Here is a 20,138-nt window from a genome sequence, read left to right as displayed (position 1 = left end):
TGGCGCCCCTACCTGAGAGATGACGGTCTGCAGCGCGGGCTCGGCCTGACGGCGGCGATTGTCCTTGAACGGTCGCGCCTGCCGTGGTAATCAGCCGTGACAAATCACTTCGAGGTGTCGCGCCCGACAGCCGTCTCGGGCTGTCGCACGGAGGCCCCATGGTCCCAAGGACGTTCGTCGTCGTCGCCGGTCTGCTCGTCGCCAGTGTCGCCGCTGCACCCGCCGTGGCGCAGGATGCCGCCGCAGCCGCCGCCCTCGACTACATACGGGGCAGCAGACAGACGCTCGGTCTCACCGGCTCCGACGTGGGCGACGTCGTCGTCAGCAGCGTCGTCCGAAGCGACCACAACCGCGTCACCCACGTGTACCTGCAGCAGCGCTACCGGGGCATCGAGGTGTGGTCAGGCATCCTCAATGTGGCCGTCGATGCCAACAGCGCGGTTGTCAGTGCCCAGAGTCGGTTCGTGACGAACATCGCCTCACAGGCCGGCGGGCAGAACGCGAAGAAGGCCGCACTCGACGCGGTGGCCGCTGCTGCCGGGCACGTCAGACTCAAGCCGACGCGTGCCTTCGAGGTCCTCCAGCACAAGGGCGGCCCCTCCGAGGCCGTGACGCTCTCGGATGGCGGCATCAGCCTCAAGCCGATCGAGGCCAGGCTCGTGTGGGTGCCCCTGGAGGGCGCGGTGCGGCTCGGCTGGATGGTGGAGATCGAGGAGGTCGGCGGAGCGCACTGGTGGCAGGCCTTCGTGGACGCCGAAACCGGTGCCTCGCTGGGTCAACACGATCTCATCGTGCACGACTCGGCGCACGCCATTGCCGCCGCCATCGCGCGGCCGGCCGACTCACCGGCGGCGCTCCCCACGTTCGCGGCCACCGATGGCGCGGCATACCGCGTGTTCCCATTGCCGTTCGAGAGCCCGAACGACGGCGACCGCAGTCTCGTGACCAACGCGGCCGATCCGGCGAGCTCGCCTTTCGGGTGGCACGACACCAATGGGGTCGCCGGGCCGGAGTTCACCCGGACGCGCGGTAACAACGTGCACGCCTACGCCGATCGCGACGCCAACAACACCGCCGACCCAGGTTCCGATCCAGACGGAGGCCCGGGCCTTCTCTTCGACTTCAATCTCGACCTGTTGGCCAGGCCACTCGACTCGCAGCCCGCAATCGTGACGAACTTGTTCTACTGGAACAACATCGTTCACGACGTGACCTACCGGTACGGGTTCAACGAAGCGGCTGGCAACTTCCAGGTGAACAACTACGGCAAGGGCGGGCTGGGCAACGACGACGTGCGCGCGGAGGCTCAGGATGGCAGTGGTCGCAACAACGCGAATTTCGGCACGAATGTCGATGGTGCCCGGCCGCGGATGCAGATGTTCGAGTGGCGCTCGTCGGCGCCAAACCCAATCACCGTGACGGCCCCAGCCGCAGCCGCCGGCACCTACTATGGTCCGATGGCCGGGTTCGGAGAGAGCCTGGTGACGACAGGACCGATCGCGGGCGAGGTCGTCTACATCGGCCGCGGCTGCGACCCCGCATACCAGGCCGGCCAGCCGTTGGATCCCTACCTCGCAAGCCCTGCCGGCAAGATCGCGCTGACCGAGCGCGGCTCCTGCACCTTCGTCGCAAAGGTCAAGAAGGCCCAGGATTCCGGAGCTCGCGCCGTCATCGTGGCCAACAACATCGTGGGATCGCCCATCGCCATGGGCGGCGCCGACCCGACGATCTCGATCCCGTCGGTCATGGTCAGCCTGGACGACGGCACCCTGTTCAAGGCCAACGTCCCACTGACGGCCACCATCGCCGACGGCACCGGCGGCGTCCCCGACCGCGACTCCGATCTCGACGCCGGCGTCATCGCGCACGAGTATGGTCACGGCATCTCCAACCGGCTCACCGGCGGCCCAGCCACGGTGGCGTGCCTGGGCAACGCGGAACAGATGGGCGAGGGCTGGAGCGACTGGTTCGCGCTCACTCTCACCACGCATCCGTCGGACACGGGCACGACACCACGCGGTGTCGGCACCTACGTGAACTTCGAGCCCGCTGATGGCCTCGGCATCAGGCCCACGCAGTACACGACGGACATGACCGTCAACCCGTCGACGTATGCGTCGGTGGCCGACACTGTGAACATCAGCCAGCCGCACGGCATCGGGTACGTCTGGAACACGATGCTGTGGGAGATGTATTGGAACCTCGTCGACCGATATGGCTACAACGCCGACATCTACGACAGCTGGAATACCGGGGGGAACAACCGGGCGCTGCAGTTGGTGATGGACGGCCTGAAGTTCCAGGTGTGCCGACCGGGTTTCGTCGACGGCCGCACTGGGATCCTCCAGGCCGACGTGGCGTTGACCGGTGGCGCGAACCAGTGCGAGATCTGGCGCGCGTTCGCCAGGCGTGGCCTCGGCGCCAGCGCGAGCCAGGGCAGCTCGAACGACCGGACCGACGGCGTCGAAGCGTTCGACCTGCCGGCCAATTGCACGGCGGCGACCTTCGGTGGATTCACGTCGCCCATCGAGGCAGCGCCGGGCGTCAACGCCGTCAATGCCGGCTCCGTGGTGCCCGTGAAGTTCACGGTCGAAGCTACCTCGGTCGTCACGCTTGCCGATCTCGATTCGCAGCCGGTGAGTTGCTCGACGCTCGAGCCGACGGGCGAGGCGCCGGTGGCACTCGACTCGCCCGGGTCAACGGGTCTCGGGCAGGACGGCAACGCGTATCACGTCAACTGGCAGACCGACCCGACGTGGGCCGGCACATGCCGACGACTGACGGTGAGACTGCCGGCAGCCAGCGACGCGACCGCCTACTTCCGCTTCTTCTGAGATCGAAAGAAGCCCAACGAGGGGCCGTTCCAGGTTTAGGCGAGTCGGACTGACATCCCCCGTTCTGGCGTTGGACGAGTGCTGCCGCTCGCCGTTCTCCAGGTCCAGCGAGTTGGGCAACAGCGAGCCATACCGAAAGCGCCAGCGGTAGCGCGGACCGGCGGGTCGCGTCAACGGACGGCGCGGGCCTGCAGTGTGCCGCCGCCATCCTTGGCGCGGTGCTGGTGCTGCAGGTGGTGCGGTTGGCGCGCGCCAAGAGCTGAGCCGTCGCACCGTCAATCGTGCCGGCCCGCATCCCCGGCAACGGCGTGCACCGCTACGGCGTATACCTCGCGGAGGATCCATGACGAAATCAGCGACATTCACGCTTTGTGCCCTGCTGTCGGCGGCCCCTGTTGCGGCGCAGGACAACCCGCTCAGCACGGAGGTCCGCCAGGCGTGGACGCGCACCTGGGGCAACGTCGCCGCCGCGGCCGAGAAGATGCCCGAGGAACTCTACGCGTTCAAGCCGGCGCCGGAGAGCCAGAGCTTCAAGGACCTCATCGCTCATACGGCAGACTCTGCGATGGGCGCCTGCTCGGGCTTCAACGGCGAGCGCAAGACCGCCGGCGCGCGGGAGATGACCACCAAAGCAGCGCTCGTCGAGGCGGTCAAGGCCGCTGGGGCCGAGTGCGAGAAGGCCTATGGCGGCATGACCGACCAGGCGGCCACCCAGATGATCACGGGACCGCGCGGCAGCCGCAGCCGTCTGGGCACGCTCTACGGCAACGTCGTCCACATCGAACACGAATACGCGCAGATGGCGGTGCACTTCCGGCTCAAGGGCCTGGTGCCACCGTCGAGCGAGCCGCGATAGCGCCTGGCACCAACGGCCCGTCGTGACCCGTCACCTCTTCAGGTGCGCTTGGTGACGGTCGATTCGTCCGCTGTCGGGCTCGACTGGGCGACCCGTCAGCCATGACATGCGCGCGCATCGCTCTGCTGCCGTGGATCACGATGAGAGATCGGGATCGTCGGTCAGGTCGAGCGGTTCGACGTGCTCGTCCTGGATCTCCACCCACGGCACCACCCCGGTTTCCCCCGCCCGCGCGCCCTACGGGATAATGATCAGGTGTCACACATCGAACATCGCGCGGCGTCGCCCACTTCCGTGCGTTGCGCGATCCTGACCATCTCGGACTCGCGCACGCTCGAGACCGACACCGGCGGCGCCGCCATCGTGTCGCTGCTCGAAGCCCACGGACACACAGTCGTGGCGCGAGGGCTCGTGAAGGACGACCCGAGCGCGGTGCAGGACTGGATCCAGCACCAGCGGTCGCGCGACGAGGTCGATGCGATCCTGACGACCGGTGGCACCGGCGTCGCCCAGCGCGACAACACGCACGAGGCGATCATGGCCATGCTCGACAAGCCGATCCCCGGCTTCGGCGAGCTGTTCCGGATGCTCAGTTTCCAGGAGATCGGCGCCGCGGCGATGTTGAGTCGTGCCTGTGCCGGCGTCTCGCAGTGCCGCGTGGTGATTGCGCTACCCGGGTCGGAGCACGCCGTCCGCCTCGCGATGGACAAGTTGGTCCTGCCGGAAATCGGTCACCTCGTGAGGGAAGCGCGCCGATGAGTGAACGGGGGTTCGGTGGCATGCGGCCGTTCGGCGCGGTGCTCCCGTTCGAGCACGCGCGACAGGTGATGCTCGACGCGGCCGGCATCGTCGAGGGACACGAGTCGGTGCCGTTTGCCTCGGCCTCGACCCGGGTGCTTGCCGAGGATGTGCCCGCCCCGTTCGACGTGCCCGGCTTCGACCGATCGGCCATGGATGGCTACGCCGTCCGTGCCAGTGACCTCGGTGGCGCATCGGCCGAATCGCCGCTGTGGCTGGCACTGGCGGGACGCGCGCGACCCGGCGCGCTTTCGCCTGTGAGCGTCCGTGAGGGAACGTGCGTCGACATTGCGACGGGTGCGCCGTTGCCTGAAGGCGCCGACGCTGTCGTGATGGTCGAGCGCACGCACCGAGATGGCGATCGCGTGCGTTTCACCCATCCAGTGATGGCGCGTGAGCATGTGTCGCCTCGTGGCAACGACGTACAGGCCGGCGCGGTGGTGCTGCGTGCCGGAGAAGTACTCACGCCGGCACGCCTCGGCGTCGCTGCCTCCTTCGGACTATGCAGTCTCGTAGTCCGCCGCAAGCCGGTGGTGGCGCTGATCTCGAGTGGAGACGAATTGCTCGATGCCGGCACCGATGCCGGGGCGCCCGGGCCCGGGCAGATCTACGACGCCAACCGGGTGATGCTGGCGGCGGTGTGCGCCGGCTCTGGGGCCGACGTCCGCCTGCTGCCGGTCGTGCGCGACACACTCGACCACTGGCGCAATGCCTTCGACGCCGCGACGCACGCGGACCTGATCGTGTGTTCGGGCGGCAGTTCGGTTGGCGAGCAGGACTTCGGCAGCGACATCCTGGCCGAGCGCGGCGAGATGCTGTTCCACGGCATCGCCGTCAAGCCCGGCAAACCGACGGCATTGGCACGCATCGGCTCGCAGCTCGTGCTCGCCATGCCCGGCAATCCGACGTCATGCCTGTCGAACGCGTACGTCCTGCTGCGTCCGCTGGTCCGCCGCCTCGCCGGCCTGCCGGCGCTCGTGCCGGTCACGCGGGATGCAGCGCTCGCGCGTGCCCTGACGTCACCCGTCGATCGGCTGCAGTTCCACCCGGTGCGCCTCGACGGCGATCGCGCGGTGCCGGTGTTCAAGGGCTCGGGAGACGTGACGAGCCTGTCGGATGCCGACGGCTACGTCGAGGTGCCGGTGGGCGTCACGCGGATCGAGGCCGGCAGACGCGTCGTCGTGACGCTGTATTGAGGGTGAGGTGTGACGCGTCGACCTTTAGGTCGACGGTCAGTGATCTTCCGCGTGAGCCCTTATTGCGTCTTCTTCTTGCGATCGAATGAATCGGGCAATGCTTCGAGGTAGGCGATCAGATCCGCGAGGTCGGTCGGCGTGAGCAGCGCCTCGAGCCCGGGCGGCATCGCAGAGAACTCGACGGGCTCCACGGCGACAATCGCACTGCGTGCAAGGCGCAGCGACGCACCGGGACCGGTCTCGATGACGAGCGCGTCCGGTGACTGCTCCCTGATCACGCCGGTGTTCTCGCCCGTCTTCGTCCGTACGCGCCACGTCTCGTACTCGCGGGCAAAACTGGCGCTCGGGTAGAGGATCGCCTCGAGGATGTCGTGTCGCGCGCGGATCTCGCCGATGTTGCTGAGATCGGGCCCGAACGCCGCGCCCTGCTTGCCAACCGCGTGGCAGGTCGCGCACGTCGCCTTGCCGAAGAAGAGGCGTCGTCCGGCGTCGATGTCGCCTCGTCCGAGCCCCGCATCGATCGATTCCAGCCGCTTCAGTCGCGCGTTCTGCCGCTGCCGCAACGCCATCATCAACGGCGCCGCGCTGGTCGGTACCGGCTCCGGGAACTTCGCGAGTCGCTCCGCGAGATCGTGCTCGGACAGCACGTCCAGTCGATCGATGGATCGCTCCAGGGCCCTCACCAGCGCGGTCCCGACCGGCACGCTCGTCCCGCGATCGAACGCCGTGACGAGGCGTGGCAGGACGAAGGCATCGGCGGAGGCGACCTGCGACTCGGCCAGCGTCACGAGCTGCGCGTCGGTGAGCCAGGCCTGCGCCAGTATGCCCGCGACCTGCTGGCGCACGTGTGCGGACACGTGACGGTCCAGCTGTGCCGTCAGCCAGGCGAAGACAGGCGGGTCCAACGCGGGAACCACGAGTACCAGGGCGCCCATGGCCTCGAGCCGCTGCGCCGGCGACAGCGACGGATCGGCCGCGAGCCGCGCCAGTTCACCGGCCAGCGGTTCGATGCGGCGCGCAGCCACCAGACGCATCGCGCGGGCGCGAACCGCATCGTCCTGGCTGGCGAGCTGGGTGCGCAGTGCGTCGACCCAGACGGCCGGGACCTTCGCGACGGGGCACGACTGCATGACGTCGGACAACAACGCGGCGTGCGCGCCAGCCAGCCCGCCCGCCACGAACGCCTGCACGTCGCCGTCCTTGCACACGCTGATCATGACGTCGCGCACCACCGCAGCATCGGCTTCGGTGAGTGTCAGGGCGTCGAGCCGGGAGCGTACGCCGCTCACGATCAGGTCCGACCAGCCCGGATGGTGCGACGCCGCCCAGATGCCCGTCCGCCAAAGCATGTCGTCGCTGGACGCGAGGAACGGCCGCAGGTGTTCCTGCTTCAGGTAGGGCCGGCTCTCCGACTTGCCTGCCATCTGGTCGAGCGCCACCAGCGCCGCGCGGCGTTCGTTGTGCGAGGCCGATGCCAGGGCCGTGACGAGGGGCGCCGGTTCGCGCAGCGCGCTCAGCGCGTGGATGACCGCGTGCTCGACGAAGCGATCGGTGGGGTCCTGCGACGCCTTCAGCAGCGCTGGCACCGCCTCGGGTTGTCCAATCTGTTCGAGTGCGAACGCCGCCTGTCGCCTGACGCCCGGCGCATCGGTGACGACGGCGCGTAACAGGACGGGGAGCGCGGCGGCATCTCGCGCCAGGCCTACGCTCCGTGCGGCCGCGACCCGGACGCCCGGGTCGCGATCGGCAAGCGCCGCTCGGATCGCCTCGCGTGCTGACGACGAGCCGATGCGGTGCAGGGCGAATACCGTCGCGGCGCGCGTCTCGACATCCGATGCCGACCGGCGCGCTGCCGCAAGCACGGCGACGGCAGGTTCGCCCACGCGTACCAGGTGCTCGATCGCGCGGTCGCGCACGACCGGCCGCGGATCGGCGAGGAGTCCGCCGACGCGTGCCGGCGTCAGCGACGCGAGGGGAATCTGCAGCCCGCGCGGGTCGTTCACGGGCGGGGCGCCGGTCTTCCGGATCCGATAGATGCCGCCGGCCACGTCGGGCTTGGCGACGCGGGACAGCGGACAACCCTTGATGAACCAGCCGCCGGTCTCGATCACGATCAGGCTGCCGTCGGCATCCTGGAGCACGTCGGTCGGATGCGAGTCCGGAGCGGTTGCCGTCACGAACGGGAGATCCTCGGTACGGTAGGTCGCTCCGCTCACGGTGACGATGTGGCGCATCACCCGGCCGGTGTTGAACTGGGCGCTGAACAGGTTCCCGTGGAAGCCAGCACCGAGGGCGGCGCCGCGGTACCGCACCAGCCCCGACGGTGCCACGCGTGCCAACGTGGTCATTGGCGGCAGGTAGTCTCCGGTAAGCGGCAGCTTGTCGGTGGCGATGACGTCGTGCGGCTTCGGGTACACACCACCTTCGACCCAGTGCATGAGCGCATCGCGGACGCCGTCGCGCGGGTCGATGAAGTAGGTCATCGTGCCGATGGTCTCGCCCGAGGGCATGAACACCAGTTCGATGGCGTTGTCGTAGCCGCCGCCGGCAATCCACTCCAGCCCGGAGCCATCCGGACGCACGCGCCAGATACGCGCCCCCTTGCCTTCCAGGGTGTCGCCTTCCTTGCGCGTGATCCGGAAGCCACGGCGTGCGTCGGTGAGGTACAGCCAACCGTCGGGACCCAGGAAGGGGCCGCCGAGTGCCGCGCCGTTCACGTTCAGCGTCCAACCCGTGAGCACGATCTCGCGCTCGTCGGCCACCAGGTCGTCGTTGGTGTCCTTCAGCCGCAGCAGATGCGGCGCGGCCGAAACGAACAGGCTACCGTCGACGAAGGCGCCGCCCTTCGGGAACGGCAGCTTGTCTGCGTAGATCGTGCTGTGGTCGTAGGACCCGTCGCCGTCCGCGTCCTCGAGCACGCGGACGTGATACGACGGCTTGGCGAGCATCTCCTCGGTGGTCATCGTGTTCGGCTCGGTGGACTCGAACACGAACAGGCGCCCGCGATCGTCCTGCACCCCGAACATCGGGTACGACAACAACTCCGGCCCGGCGATCCGCTCGATCGTGAAGCCATCGGGCACCTGGAGGTGCAGCGCCCCGGACGACGGCGCCTGGCGAATCGCGTGACTGGAGACCGACAACAACGCCACGGCAATCGCCGTGGCGAGGACAAGGGCGCGGGCATCGAAGGAGCGGCTGGGCATGGGCTGCGCCTACAGCCTACAGCCTGCCCCGTGCCGTCGTAATGCGAAATGCCGGAATGCTGGCATGTCGAGAGCGGCCGGTGGTCTTCGGCATGTCAGCATTTCAGCATTCCAGCTTTTTGCAGGCGTCCTGAGCGCCGAACGCGGCGTTGACGGCGTCGGCCAGTCACGCCGACGTCGGCTCGACGTTCGAGTTCCGGCGAAAGACGTTGCTGGGGTCGTAGGTGTTCTTGAGGGCCACCAGCCGCGCGTGATTGCTGCCGTAGACAGCCTCGGCTGAGCCCTTGCCGGCATGGCTCTGGTAGTTGGCGTAGATCCGTTCGCCAGACGAGGCGCGCAACAAGCGACTCGCTTCGCTGGCCCACGGCATGAGGCGCTGCGCCAAACCGGGATCATTCCAGTCCGCACCAAAGCGAATGTGAACGCCTCCCGATTGGCGGAGTGGAAAGGCCGTGGAGTCGGAAGCCACCCTGCACAGCTCGCCGTGCATGTAGTGGCTGATGCCGATCACGGTGGAAGCCGGTGCCTCGGCGAGGCGGTCGAGGACGACATTCATGACCTCGTCTGACAACTCGTGCCGATAGGCGGTTGCCACGCACCTGAAGTCGGCATCTGCTGTGCCGGTTGGCTGCCTGCCAGCCAGATCGGCGAATTCCTGGCGCCTGACCATGTCCTTGGCTGGAGCTGCAATCGCTCGTAGGGACCGGAGCAACCGCTCGGCCTCGGCGCTCTCACCGGCGTGACAGAGTTGGACGAACACGCCGCGCTCGCCTGGCGTCAGGTTGAGGGTGGCTTGAAACGCATCCGGCGCTTCCGCCATGAATTCGCGGAACAATCGCAGGACCGATCGCGCCTCTCGAACCGGATAGTGGATGTCGCCGGCGGTGACCGGACCGAGGGAATGAAGGCGACAATCGAAGCTCGTGATCACGCCGAAGTTGGCGCCGGCGCCCCGGAGCCCCCACAACAGGTCCGGATTGCGTTCCGCGTCCACGGACAGCAGGGTGCCGTCCGCGGTGACCACCCGAGCGGCGAGCAGATTGTCGCAAGCGGCTCCATGCAGACCGGACAGCCAGCCGAGGCCGCCGCCGAGCGTCACCCCTGCAGCCCCGACACCGGCGCACTGACCGACGACTGGAGCCAGCCCGTGGCGTCCCGCTTGTCGCATGACCTCGCCACCCAGCGCACCGGCATCGACACGCGCCGTTCGCGTGGCCGGATCGATGGTCACGAGGTTCATCCCCGCCATGTCGATGACGAGGCCATTGGAGGTGCCCCAGCCCATTGGACTGTGGCCACCGCCGCGCACGGCGACTTCCAGTGCATGTGTGCGAGCAAAGGCGATCGCGTGCCGGACATCATCGACATGGGCGCAGCGCACCACGAGGGCGGGGCGCTTCTCAGTGTCGGGATTCCAGAAGTAGACGCGTCGTGCTGCCTCGTAGCCAGCGTCGGTGGGAAGAACGAGGCGACCCTTGAGCTGTGCGCGAAAGGTCGCGAGGGCGCCGCCATCGATCGGGCTGCTGCCGCGAGCGTCGCTCCGATCGAAGGGTGTCACCAACCCCAGCATGCCGGTCGTCGCCAGCGCGCCGTTGATGAAGCGGCGACGACTCTGGCGGGTGTGAAGATTCATCAATGGAATCCTTGATTGGTGTGGGGACCTACAGCCTATCCTGACTCGACGCACGCGCAGCCTGTGTAGACTCGCTCATGACTTTTCGGTCCCGAGGGCTCGTGCTGCTGGCCACTGCCCTGCTCTCGGGATGCCGGCCCGAAGCTCCCGAAGCGCCCGATCTGATCGTCCTGAACGGGAAAGTCTGGACCGGCGATGGCAATCGCCCGGAGGCCGAGGCGATTGCCATCCGCAACGGCCGTATCGTCACCGTCGCCAACAGCGACGTCGTACGAGCCATGGCGTCTGCGGCGACGCGCATCATCGATGTCCAAGGACGACGGGTGGTGCCGGGCTTCAACGACGCGCACTGGCATCTGCCGCTGCGGCAGACGGCGGACCTCACAGGAGCGGGCACCGCGGACGAGATCGTGCGGCGGCTGAAGACGTTCGCCACCGGCCCGGCTGACGCATGGGTGCTGGGCGATGGCTGGGGGCCGTCCGACTTCCCGGGCCTGCAGCCCCATCGCCGTCATCTCGACGCGGCGTTCCCGGATCGCCCCGTCCTGATTACCGATCGTGACGGCCACCAGGTCCTCGTGAACGGCCGGACGCTGGCGCTGGCGGGCATCACCCGCGACACGCCGAATCCGCAGAACGGCCGCATCGGGCGCGATGCGAAGGGCGAGGCCACCGGCCTGTTGCAGGAAGCGGCAATGAGCCTGGTGCAGCGGCTGCTGCCGCCAGTGAGCCCGGACGACGCGGACCGCGCCGTCCTCGCGACCCTTCAGAAGGCAGCGACTTACGGACTGACATCGGTGCAGGATGCCAGTGCGAGTGACCCTGCTGGCCAGCGAGTCGCCGCCTACGAACGCGCCGGGCGGGCAGGCACGCTCCCGATCCGCGTGCGGGTCGCGATGCCGTTCGAGATGAACGTCACGCCGGAGCGACTTGCTGAACTCGTCCGCCTCCGTGACGAGCATCGCGATCGATGGCTGTCGTTCGGGATCGTCAAGGGCGTGCTGGATGGGACGGTCGACGGACACACGGCGGCGATGCTGGCGCCGTACGCCGATCGGCCGAACGAGTCCGGCCTGCCGATGTGGGATCAGGCGGCGCTGAACGCCGCGGTGGTGGCCTATGACCAGGCCGGACTTCAGATCGAACTCCATGCGGTCGGCGATCGCGCGATACGGATGGCACTGGACGCCTTCGCGCGTGCGCGGTCGGTGAACGGGACGTCCGAGCGGCGCCATCGCATCGAGCATGCCGAACTGCCCTCGCCCGAGGACCTGCCGCGCTTCCGGTCGCTGGGGGTCATCGCCTCCACGCAGGCGATGTTCGCGAGTCCCGATGCGATCACGCTCACGAGCTTTGCGCCCGCGCTCGGGCCCGAACGCGCCTCACGGGTGGACGCGTTCGCGCGTTTCGACGACGCCCGCATCGTCCAGGCGTTCGGGAGCGACTACCCGGTGTTCACGATGGAGGTGATGCGTGGCATCCATGCCGCGGTCACGCGGCAGTTGCCCGACGGCACGCCGCCCGGCGGCTGGTATCCCGCCAACCGCATCAGCGTCGCCGCCGCGTTGCGTCACTTCACCGTTGACGCTGCGTTTGCCAGCCGCGAGGACCAGGAGAAGGGCGCGCTGGCGCCCGGGCGGATGGCCGACCTCGTGGTGCTGTCCGAGGACGTGTTCGCGATCCCGCCGGAACGGCTGTGGGCGGTGAAGGCGACACTGACGGTCGTGGGCGGCCGGGTGCAGTGGGACGGGAAGCGCGAAGAGTGATGGCCTGCAGGCTGCTGCCTACGGCCTACAACTCAGCGGCTACGGCCCTGAACGCGAGGCTGGGGCGTGCGGGCGACCTCCAGACAGGTCACCCGTACGCTGCAGGCTGCAGGCTGTAGGCTGTAGGCGGTTAGGCGCCTAGAACGCGTTATTGACTGCGTCCCAATTGACCACGTTCCACCACGCGGCGATGTAGTCGGGGCGCTTGTTCTGGTATTTCAGGTAGTACGCGTGCTCCCAGACGTCGAGGCCGAGCAGCGGCATCTTGCCTTCCATCAGCGGGCTGTCCTGGTTCGGCGTGCTTGTCACCTCCACGCCGCTGCCGCTCTTGATCAACCACGCCCAGCCGCTGCCGAAACGCGTCGTGCCGGCCTTGGCAAACGCCTCCTTGAACGCATCGAAGGAGCCGAACTTGGCGTTGATCGCCTCGGCGATCTTTCCTGTCGGCGAACCGCCGGCGTTGGGCGCCATGACCGCCCAGAAGAACGTGTGGTTGGCATGCCCGCCGCCGTTGTTGCGCACGGCCGTGCGGATGTCTTCCGGGATCGCGTTCAGGTCGGCGATCAGCTGATCGATCGGCTTGCCCTGGAGTTCGGGGTACTTCTCGAGCGCGGCATTGACGTTGTTCACGTAGGTTTGATGATGCTTGCCGTGATGGATCTGCATCGTCTGCTCGTCGATGAACGGCTCGAGCGCGTTGTGGGCGTAGGGCAGCGGCGGAAGTTCGTAGGGCATGAGTGGCAACGCTCCTGGGAAGGTCTCAGGTCTCAGGTCTTAGGCTCAGGCCACACTTCCCTGAGACTTGAGACCTGAGACTTGAGACGTGAGTTACTGAATGCTGAGCATCCGATCGAGCGCCACCCGCGCCCAGTGCTTGGTGGCCTCGGGCACGATGATCTGGTTGTGCACCACGCCCTCGAGGAGGCCGTCGAGCACCCAGAGCAGGTGGTTGGGCGAGACCCGGAACATCGTCGAGCAGAGGCACCCGAACTGGTCGAGCGTGACGACGGTCTTGGCGGGGGCGACTTCGTTGGCGAGGCGGTTCACCAGGTGAACCTCGGTGCCGACCGCCCAGACCGATCCCGGTTCGGATTCGCGTACCCGCTTCAGGATGAACTCGGTGGAGCCCGACTCGTCGGCGGCCTGGACGACGGCCAGCGGCACTTCGGGGTGCACGATGACGCGGATGCCCGGGTACTGCTTCCTGATGTTCGCAATCTGCGCCACGGTGAATCGCGTGTGGACCGAGCAGTGTCCCTTCCACAGCAGGAGGCGCACGTCGGCGAGCGACTCGGGCGTGTGACCGCCGCCGATCTCCTCCGGATCCCAGACCACCATCTGCTCGAGCGGCACGCCCATCTTCCAGGCAGTGTTCCGCCCGAGGTGCTGGTCGGGCATGAACAGGATGCGGCGGCCCCGCGCCCATGCCCATTCGAGCGTGGCGCGGGCATTGCCGGACGTGCAGATGGTGCCACCGTGCTCACCGACGAACGCCTTGATGGCCGCCGACGAGTTGATGTAGGTGACCGGCACGACGTCGGTGATCCCCATCGCCTCGAATTCGCGCCAGCAGATTTCGAGCTGGTCGATGTCGGCCATGTCGGACATCGAACAGCCAGCCGCGAGGTCGGGGAGCGAGACCTTCTGGTGGTCGGCGCCGAGGATGTCGGCGCTCTCGGCCATGAAATGGACGCCGCAGAAGATGACGTATTCGGCCTGCTGGCGCGCCTTGCACTCGCGCGAGAGCTTCCAGGAGTCGCCGATGACGTGGGCGTGGACGAGGACTTCGTCGCGCTGGTAGTGGTGTCCGAGGATGAGGAGGCGGTCCCCCAGGGCGGCCTTGGCGGCGCGGATCCGCTGATCCATCTCCTCGAGTCCGAGCCCCAGGTAGCGGTCCGGCAGCGGCTGCCGTTGCGACAGGCTCGATTGCTCGTAATCGGTCAGGACCTTGACATCCATGGCTGATCGAATCGTAGCACTGGCGGTCTATACTGATTCCCTGTCCGTTCAGGAGGAGTCATGGCACAAGCGACGCATCCCGGCGAAGGCAAGAAGCCGGAAGAGTTCCGAAACTACGCCGCCGAGGCGCGCAGCAGCGTGCGTGAGTTCTACCGTCTCAACCATACGAACCAGACGCTGGACTTCGTACTGGGCAAGAAGAAGGAGTACCTCTCGCTCCATCGCATGGAGATGACCGTGTGGGAGGCGCTGGAGTACATGAACCAGCTCGTCGACGACAGCGACCCGGACGTCGATTTCACGCAGATCGAGCACGCGATGCAGACGGCCGAGGCCGTCCGCGCCGCCGGGCAGCCGCGCTGGTTCCAGCTGACGGGCCTCGTCCACGACCTGGGCAAGGTGCTGTGCCTGTGGGGAGAGCCGCAGTGGGCGGTCGTCGGCGACACCTTCCCGGTCGGGTGCAAGTACTCCGACAAGTGCGTGTACCCGGAGTTCTTCGAGCTCAACCCGGACTCGAAGAAGCCGGAGCTGATGACCGAGAACGGCATCTATGAGGAGCACTGCGGGCTGGCCAACGTGCACCTCTCGTGGGGGCACGACGAGTACATCTACCACGTGTTCAAGAACCACATCCCGGAGGGCGGCCTGTATGCGCTCCGGTATCACTCGTTCTATCCGTGGCACAAGGAAGGCGCCTACACGCACCTCACGAACGAGAACGACCGTGAGTGCATGAAATGGGTCAAGGCGTTCAACAGGTTCGACCTCTACTCGAAGGGCGACGCGCGCCCGAACGTGACCGAGCTGACGCCGTACTACAAGGACCTGATCGACGAGTTCGTGCCAGGCAAGCTTCGTTGGTAGGGACGGCTCTCCGAGCCGTCCATCTCCTGAACGCGGAACCCGGAACGCCGAACGTCGAACGCTGAACGCAGAAGGGCGCGCCACCACGGCGCGCCTTTCGCGTTGTCGGCCTTCGTCAATCGGCCGTCGGCCTTCGAACGTCGCTCGCCATCCCAAGAGTAGGGGCCCCTCGGACGAGATCAGCCAGATGCCGCGACGGCCGCCGCGATCCGACACGAAGGCCACGGTCGCGCCGTCAGGCGACATCGACGGCCACTGATCGAGGGCATCACCGGACGTCAGTGGACGTGGCTGCGTTCCGTCCAGCTCGGAACTCCAGATCCAGCGTCTGCCGCCGCGCGACGAGCTGAACACGAGACGGTTGGCTCGCGGCGAGATCGTCGGATCCAGATCACCCGAGTAGCCATCGGTGACTGGCTGCTCGTCGACGCCAGTCCCTGCGGGTGTGAGCCGAACGAGCGACTGACGGAGCTCTTCGTGGGTGGCCACGATTGCGCGGCCGTCCAGTGAAAGACTCGCCGCCGAGTAGTCGCCGATGCCACGTGTAATGGGAACGGGGGTCCCGCCTCCTGCCGGTCGCCAGTACAGGCCGAGATCCACGGACGCGGCATCGCTCGCGAAGAACATGCCCCCGTTACCGGGCGCGACCATCGGAAACATTGCCCGGCGCGGCGTGGTCACGACGGGTTCCGAGGTTCCGCCATCGACGCGAATGCGGTAGATGTCCGACTGGTCCAGGTTGGCTATCGTCGATCGCGTTCGAATGAAGTACACGTACCCATCATCGGACCACGCTGGCCAGTGAATGTGGATGCCGGCGTCGGCGGGGATGATCTCCCGTCTGCTGGTGCCGTCAGCATCTGCTACCCACAACGCGTCGCCTGCCGACGAGCCAGCCTTTATGAACGTGATGCGGCGCCCATCTGGAGACCAGCGGGTGCCGAGCATGCCGTCGTCGAGGAGTTTGCGAGGGACGCCTGGCAACGGCGCGGGAACCTCCCACGTGGCAAACGCGGCCGTACTGCCTCGGCGCTTCGCCATGACCGCAATGCGGTTGCCCTCAGGGGCGATGGCGAGCCCACCGATGCCCATGTGGGCTGTGATGTCCAGGTCCGCGGACGCGGTCAGGTTGTAGGCATCACCGCCGCCGACGAATCGCACCCAGACGTCGGTACGACCGGTCGGGCCGGCCGCCACGTAGGCCACCCAGTTGCGGTCGGGCGAGATGGCTGGTGCGAACTCGCGTCCTGGCCCACTGGTCAGGAGGTCGGTGCGTGAAAGCTCGGGGACGCGAACCTGCAACGGCGCGGGCACATCGGCGGTCCGTCCGGCGGACGCGTAGCGCGCGACGAACGGCGCCGCGGCGAGCAGGCCGAGGGCGACCAGCAGTGCCGCCACAAGGGCGACCGACACCGGCACCGTCCGCGCGGAGCGTCCCGCCGTCGAGCCTGCCGGAGCCGTCGACGCGGTTGGTGGTTCACGAGTCCCGGTCTCGACGTACTCGACCTCCGCGATCAACCGATAGCCGCGCTTGGCAATCGTCTCGAGCAGGTGCGGATGGTCGGCGTCATCACCGAGGGCATGACGCAGTTCGGTCACGGTGCGCGTGAGGGCCGACTCGCTGACCGACTGCGAGCCCCACACGTCGTTCAGCAGGTCGTCCTTCGGCACGACCTGCCCCTGCCGCGAGGCCAGGTATGTGAGCAGGTCCATGACCTTCGCGCGCACCTGCACGGTCCGGCCGTCCTTCGACAGCCGGCATTGGGCTGGTTGCGCCAGCCACCCGCCCAGGCGGAAGTCACCTCCCGAACCCACGCGCAGCATCGATTGCTCGTCCCGCGCAGTATGCCCGATCTCGGCCGTGAGCACCCTCACGGGCTCGTGGCATGACTGGCGCCCGAGGCCTCACACGAATTCAGCGACGAGCGAGGCGAAATTCAGCAAGCCCGTCAAGACGCCGCACGCGCGACCGCCGAGCGTGGACGCATGTGTCCACATCCGCATTTCGGACGGCCCTTCTGCTGCTCGATCCTGCTGTTCTTCCTGGTCCGCGCCGTGCCCGCCCTTGGACAGGCATCGGCGAGCCTGGCGCTTGCATCTCCGGCGGCTGGGACAGTCGCGAGCGACGTGAGCCGGGCTTCGCCAGGGTCGACAGCGGCGGGGTCCAGGGTCTACATCGCCGACACCCGCGTCAGGAGGGCGGCCGAGTCTGCGCTTCAGATCGCATCGACGCAGGCGGCGACGCGGAGGTGCCAGCGGGTGCTATCGGAATTCGTCGACGGGGGCCAGCCGCCGCTGACCGCCCGGCTGAATGCGCTCAAGCTGCCTCTGCAGGAGTACGTGCGCACGGTAGTCTTCGTCGATGGCGGGTCCCTCCCCGCCTGCCGCAAATCCGTGCTGGCAGTCACCATGCCTGGGAGCCGCGTCGTGCATCTGTGTGGCGCCGCGTTCGCAGACGTTGCAGGACACAGCCCCGTCGAGGCTGGAGTGCTGGTGATGCACGAGGTCCTCCATACCCTGGGACTCGGCGAGAGCCCTCCCTCCCCGGCGTACATCTCGCGACGCGTGCGCGAACTGTGCTGGTGACGAGAGATCGTGGACCGTTCAGCATCCGGTAGTCGGCTGACGACCGTCGAACGTAGAACGCCAAGCGCAGAGGGCCGCCTCACGGCGCGCCTTTTGGGGGGTCTCGGCCTTCGTCAGTCGGCCGTCGGCCGTCGGACAGCGCGACGACACGCCATTGGGCCCGAGCCTTGACAGCCCGGCCGTAGCAGCCATACTGCCCTTCACCACGACAACTCATGCTCCGCGGCGCGGAGTTCTTCGGGCCGCCCGTACCGGCGTGGGCCGTCGGCGTGACTCATCGGTGAAGGGACGTCCATGAGTGCGGCGCAGACACCACTGCAGCAGGACGGACGAACGCCTGATCACGCTGGACGTGATGCGCGGGGTCGCCCTGTTCGGCATCCTGCTGATGAACATCACGTCCTTCGGCATGCCGTTCGCGTACTCGGTGCCGCACATCTACGGCGGCGCTACCGGTGCCGACCTGTGGGCGTGGATTGCGACGAGCATGTTGTTTGAGGGCACACAGCGCGGGCTCTTCTCGCTGCTGTTCGGCGCCGGCGTCCTCCTGCTCACCGAGCGCATCGACGCCCGGGGTGGCGACGCGTCGCACGTGTTCTTCCGACGCAACCTGTGGCTGATCGTCTTCGGCATCGTGCACGGGTACCTGCTCTTGTGGACCGGCGAGATCCTGTTCTTCTACGGAGCCACCGCGCCGTTCGTCTACGCGTTCCGCAAGGCCACCCCGCGCACGCTGTTCGCCTTCGCCCTCGGCGGATTGCTGGTCGGCGCGGCATGGAACCAGCTCGATGCGTACAACGCGATCAAGAAGCACACGGCCTACCAGGAGGCACGGGCGGCACAGGCCGCTGGGGCGACGTTGACGCGCCCGCAGACCAAGGCCCTCAAGGCCTGGCCGGCACTGGTCGACGAGATGAATCCGGACGCGGACAAGATCCGGGACACGCTCGAGTCGATGCGAGGGTCGTATGCCACCGTCGTCGCGTTCCAGGCGCCGACCGTCGCGCACCACGAGAGCTGGTTTCAGTACAGGTACTTCTTCGATGTCTGGTCGCTGATGCTGATCGGCATGGCGTTGTTCAAGCTCGGGCTGCTGCACCTCGGTCATCCGCGCGGCGCGTACGTGTGGATGGTCGTGCTCGGGTACGGTATAGGCCTGACGGTGAACCTCTTCGAGGTACGACACCTGCTGACGTACCACTTCCATACGCTGGCGCGGGTGCAGGCCGAGGTGACTTACGACCTCGGCCGACTGGCGATGACGACAGGGCACGTGGGCCTGCTGATGCTGTTCTGCAACGCCGGGATCCTCGGCTGGCTGCAGCGGGGCCTGGCCGCCGTGGGCCAGATGGCGCTGAGCAACTACGTCTCGCACTCGATCGTCTGCATGCTGGTCTTCCGGAGCTTCGGATTCGGCCTGTACGGCCACCTGTCGCGCCACCAGCTCTATTACGTCGTGTTCGCGATCTGGGCCGTCCAGCTCGTGATCAGCCCGATCTGGCTCGCGCATTGCCGTTTCGGGCCGCTCGAGTGGCTGTGGCGCTCGCTGACGTACGGGGTACGACAGCCGATGCGGCGCGTGGCCCGGGCTGGTCACGACGACCCGCTGGTCGCCCCGGCGGGCTGACGACGGGAGACGCGGTCGGCAGGCCAAGCTCGCGGAACGTGAAGGCGGATCAGCCCCGCAAGGCGTTCTCCAGCCTCAGGCCCCTGAAGCGCGCGAAGTCCGTATCACTCGACACCAGCACGGCGTCATGGGTGAGCGCGAGGGCCGCGAGGTGCGCATCGGTGGTGAGATTCCCCGCGGCGCCGCTGGTGGCCAGCAGCGATTTCAGGACTTCCCAGTGCTCGTCCTTCTCCCGCACGACACGGACGTTGTCGAGGGCGAGCCATGTGTCCACTTTCGCTGCCGCGGCATCGGGCGTGAGCGGGCGCGGGAACACGCGGGGATTGGTGGACAGTCGCAGGAAGCCGAGCAGGACCACCCATGGCAGCCCGATCACCTCCTCGCCGTCGTTGACGGTGCGCTCCCACCACTGACGCGCGCTCTGGTGCTGGGCCGCCTCGGCGTTGATGGCGTAGAGCAGGATGTTCAGGTCGACGATCTTCACTTGCGAGTCGCGAGTTCGCGGACGACTTCCTCGTCTTCGAGCGCGGCGGCCATCGCCAGCGCCTTGTCGAGGGCGACGCGAGGAACGCCCATCGCGTGCACCCGCTCCCGATAGGCCCGTCGCGGTCGCTTGCGCGCGCCTCCTGCATCGAGCCCCGCCTTCAGGGCGCGGTTGAGCATGCGCGTGAGGCTCACTTTCTCGGCCCGCGCCTGGGCCTTCAGGCGCTCGAGCAGCACATCATCGAGGCGTACCGTGGTCCGCATGGCGTCATCATAGCATCTGGCACTGTGATGTCATGGCATCCCGAACGCTCCGACGCGCGGCCGGAG

At 67.5% G+C, this 20,138-nt stretch carries 14 protein-coding genes and 1 pseudogene; 8 read left to right on the top strand and 7 right to left on the bottom strand.

Annotated elements, in window-relative coordinates; translation table 11 throughout:
• Window positions 1-158 precede the first annotated feature (158 nt).
• The 4 genes from LuPra_RS04120 (at window position 159) to LuPra_RS04105 (ending at window position 5,684) form a co-directional block, all read left to right on the top strand.
• Window positions 159-2,834 carry a M36 family metallopeptidase gene (locus LuPra_RS04120; RefSeq protein ID WP_110169577.1) on the top strand — a complete coding sequence of 892 codons (2,676 nt, stop codon included), beginning with the start codon at window positions 159-161 and terminating at the stop codon, window positions 2,832-2,834.
• Between the two features lie 343 nt (window positions 2,835-3,177).
• A complete protein-coding gene (locus LuPra_RS04115; RefSeq protein WP_110169576.1) occupies window positions 3,178-3,690 on the top strand; it encodes a DinB family protein in 513 nt (170 codons plus the stop codon).
• Between the two features lie 255 nt (window positions 3,691-3,945).
• Window positions 3,946-4,449, top strand: coding sequence for a MogA/MoaB family molybdenum cofactor biosynthesis protein (locus LuPra_RS04110; protein ID WP_110169575.1), 504 nt, complete (start codon window positions 3,946-3,948; stop codon window positions 4,447-4,449).
• Window positions 4,446-5,684, top strand: coding sequence for a molybdopterin molybdotransferase MoeA (locus tag LuPra_RS04105; protein WP_110169574.1), 1,239 nt, complete (start codon window positions 4,446-4,448; stop codon window positions 5,682-5,684). Before LuPra_RS04110 ends, LuPra_RS04105 begins: the two co-directional genes overlap by 4 nt.
• A gap of 59 nt (window positions 5,685-5,743) precedes the next feature.
• Here LuPra_RS04105 and LuPra_RS04100 read toward each other — a convergent pair whose 3' ends face one another.
• Together LuPra_RS04100 and LuPra_RS04095 are read right to left on the bottom strand one after the other, a co-directional pair.
• Window positions 5,744-8,890, bottom strand: coding sequence for a DUF7133 domain-containing protein (locus tag LuPra_RS04100; protein ID WP_110169573.1), 3,147 nt, complete (start codon window positions 8,888-8,890; stop codon window positions 5,744-5,746).
• Window positions 8,891-9,056: 166 nt separating this feature from the next.
• On the bottom strand, window positions 9,057-10,523 hold the full coding sequence (locus tag LuPra_RS04095) for an FAD-binding oxidoreductase (protein WP_110169572.1): 1,467 nt from the start codon (window positions 10,521-10,523) through the stop codon (window positions 9,057-9,059).
• A gap of 77 nt (window positions 10,524-10,600) precedes the next feature.
• On the opposite strand from LuPra_RS04095, the gene LuPra_RS04090 reads away from it, so the two are divergent.
• Entirely contained in the window at window positions 10,601-12,289 is a 1,689-nt protein-coding gene (locus LuPra_RS04090) for an amidohydrolase (protein WP_110169571.1), read from the top strand.
• 138 nt (window positions 12,290-12,427) lie between these two features.
• On the opposite strand, the gene LuPra_RS04085 is transcribed toward LuPra_RS04090, so the two are convergent.
• Window positions 12,428-13,024 (bottom strand): superoxide dismutase, encoded by a 597-nt coding sequence (locus LuPra_RS04085; protein ID WP_110169570.1) that lies wholly within the window; start codon window positions 13,022-13,024, stop codon window positions 12,428-12,430.
• A 93-nt stretch (window positions 13,025-13,117) separates the two neighbouring features.
• A complete protein-coding gene (gene nadA, locus LuPra_RS04080; RefSeq protein ID WP_110169569.1) occupies window positions 13,118-14,248 on the bottom strand; it encodes a quinolinate synthase NadA in 1,131 nt (376 codons plus the stop codon).
• Window positions 14,249-14,308: 60 nt separating this feature from the next.
• On the opposite strand from nadA, the gene LuPra_RS04075 reads away from it, so the two are divergent.
• Window positions 14,309-15,112, top strand: coding sequence for an inositol oxygenase family protein (locus LuPra_RS04075; protein ID WP_110169568.1), 804 nt, complete (start codon window positions 14,309-14,311; stop codon window positions 15,110-15,112).
• A 1,527-nt stretch (window positions 15,113-16,639) separates the two neighbouring features.
• On the opposite strand, the pseudogene LuPra_RS34235 reads toward LuPra_RS04075, so the two are convergent.
• Window positions 16,640-16,936 (bottom strand): annotated as a pseudogene (locus LuPra_RS34235) (winged helix-turn-helix domain-containing protein); the annotation flags it as partial.
• 162 nt (window positions 16,937-17,098) lie between these two features.
• Here LuPra_RS34235 and LuPra_RS04050 point away from each other — a divergent pair.
• Both LuPra_RS04050 and LuPra_RS04045 read left to right on the top strand, forming a co-directional pair.
• Window positions 17,099-17,698, top strand: a complete 600-nt coding sequence (locus tag LuPra_RS04050; protein WP_157898713.1) for a hypothetical protein — start codon at window positions 17,099-17,101, stop codon at window positions 17,696-17,698.
• A gap of 355 nt (window positions 17,699-18,053) precedes the next feature.
• Window positions 18,054-19,325 carry a DUF418 domain-containing protein gene (locus LuPra_RS04045; protein ID WP_110169565.1) on the top strand — a complete coding sequence of 424 codons (1,272 nt, stop codon included), beginning with the start codon at window positions 18,054-18,056 and terminating at the stop codon, window positions 19,323-19,325.
• A gap of 49 nt (window positions 19,326-19,374) precedes the next feature.
• On the opposite strand, the gene LuPra_RS04040 is transcribed toward LuPra_RS04045, so the two are convergent.
• Together LuPra_RS04040 and LuPra_RS04035 are read right to left on the bottom strand one after the other, a co-directional pair.
• Complete coding sequence (locus LuPra_RS04040; protein WP_110169564.1) at window positions 19,375-19,809, bottom strand: type II toxin-antitoxin system VapC family toxin; 435 nt, start codon at window positions 19,807-19,809, stop codon at window positions 19,375-19,377.
• Window positions 19,806-20,072, bottom strand: coding sequence for an antitoxin (locus LuPra_RS04035; RefSeq protein WP_110169563.1), 267 nt, complete (start codon window positions 20,070-20,072; stop codon window positions 19,806-19,808). Before LuPra_RS04035 ends, LuPra_RS04040 begins: the two co-directional genes overlap by 4 nt.
• Between the last annotated feature and the right edge of the window lie 66 nt (window positions 20,073-20,138).

The sequence above is a fragment of the Luteitalea pratensis genome, assembly GCF_001618865.1.
In the GTDB taxonomy this organism is placed as follows: domain Bacteria; phylum Acidobacteriota; class Vicinamibacteria; order Vicinamibacterales; family Vicinamibacteraceae; genus Luteitalea; species Luteitalea pratensis.
Note: the sequence above shows the minus strand (reverse complement) of the source record. Positions and strands in the feature narration are given on the sequence as shown.

What these genes read in the sequence shown, in the direction of transcription:
- LuPra_RS04115 (WP_110169576.1), top strand. Translation starts at nt 3,178, where the DNA reads ATGACGAAATCAGCGACATTCACGCTTTGTGCCCTGCTGTCGGCGGCC.
- LuPra_RS04095 (WP_110169572.1), bottom strand. Translation starts at nt 10,523, where the DNA reads ATGAATCTTCACACCCGCCAGAGTCGTCGCCGCTTCATCAACGGCGCG.
- nadA (WP_110169569.1), bottom strand. Translation starts at nt 14,248, where the DNA reads ATGGATGTCAAGGTCCTGACCGATTACGAGCAATCGAGCCTGTCGCAA.
- LuPra_RS04105 (WP_110169574.1), top strand. Translation starts at nt 4,446, where the DNA reads ATGAGTGAACGGGGGTTCGGTGGCATGCGGCCGTTCGGCGCGGTGCTC.
- LuPra_RS04035 (WP_110169563.1), bottom strand. Translation starts at nt 20,072, where the DNA reads ATGCGGACCACGGTACGCCTCGATGATGTGCTGCTCGAGCGCCTGAAG.
- LuPra_RS04090 (WP_110169571.1), top strand. Translation starts at nt 10,601, where the DNA reads ATGACTTTTCGGTCCCGAGGGCTCGTGCTGCTGGCCACTGCCCTGCTC.
- LuPra_RS04075 (WP_110169568.1), top strand. Translation starts at nt 14,309, where the DNA reads ATGGCACAAGCGACGCATCCCGGCGAAGGCAAGAAGCCGGAAGAGTTC.
- LuPra_RS04045 (WP_110169565.1), top strand. Translation starts at nt 18,054, where the DNA reads ATGCGCGGGGTCGCCCTGTTCGGCATCCTGCTGATGAACATCACGTCC.
- LuPra_RS04120 (WP_110169577.1), top strand. Translation starts at nt 159, where the DNA reads ATGGTCCCAAGGACGTTCGTCGTCGTCGCCGGTCTGCTCGTCGCCAGT.
- LuPra_RS04100 (WP_110169573.1), bottom strand. Translation starts at nt 8,890, where the DNA reads ATGCCCAGCCGCTCCTTCGATGCCCGCGCCCTTGTCCTCGCCACGGCG.
- LuPra_RS04050 (WP_157898713.1), top strand. Translation starts at nt 17,099, where the DNA reads ATGTGTCCACATCCGCATTTCGGACGGCCCTTCTGCTGCTCGATCCTG.
- LuPra_RS04085 (WP_110169570.1), bottom strand. Translation starts at nt 13,024, where the DNA reads ATGCCCTACGAACTTCCGCCGCTGCCCTACGCCCACAACGCGCTCGAG.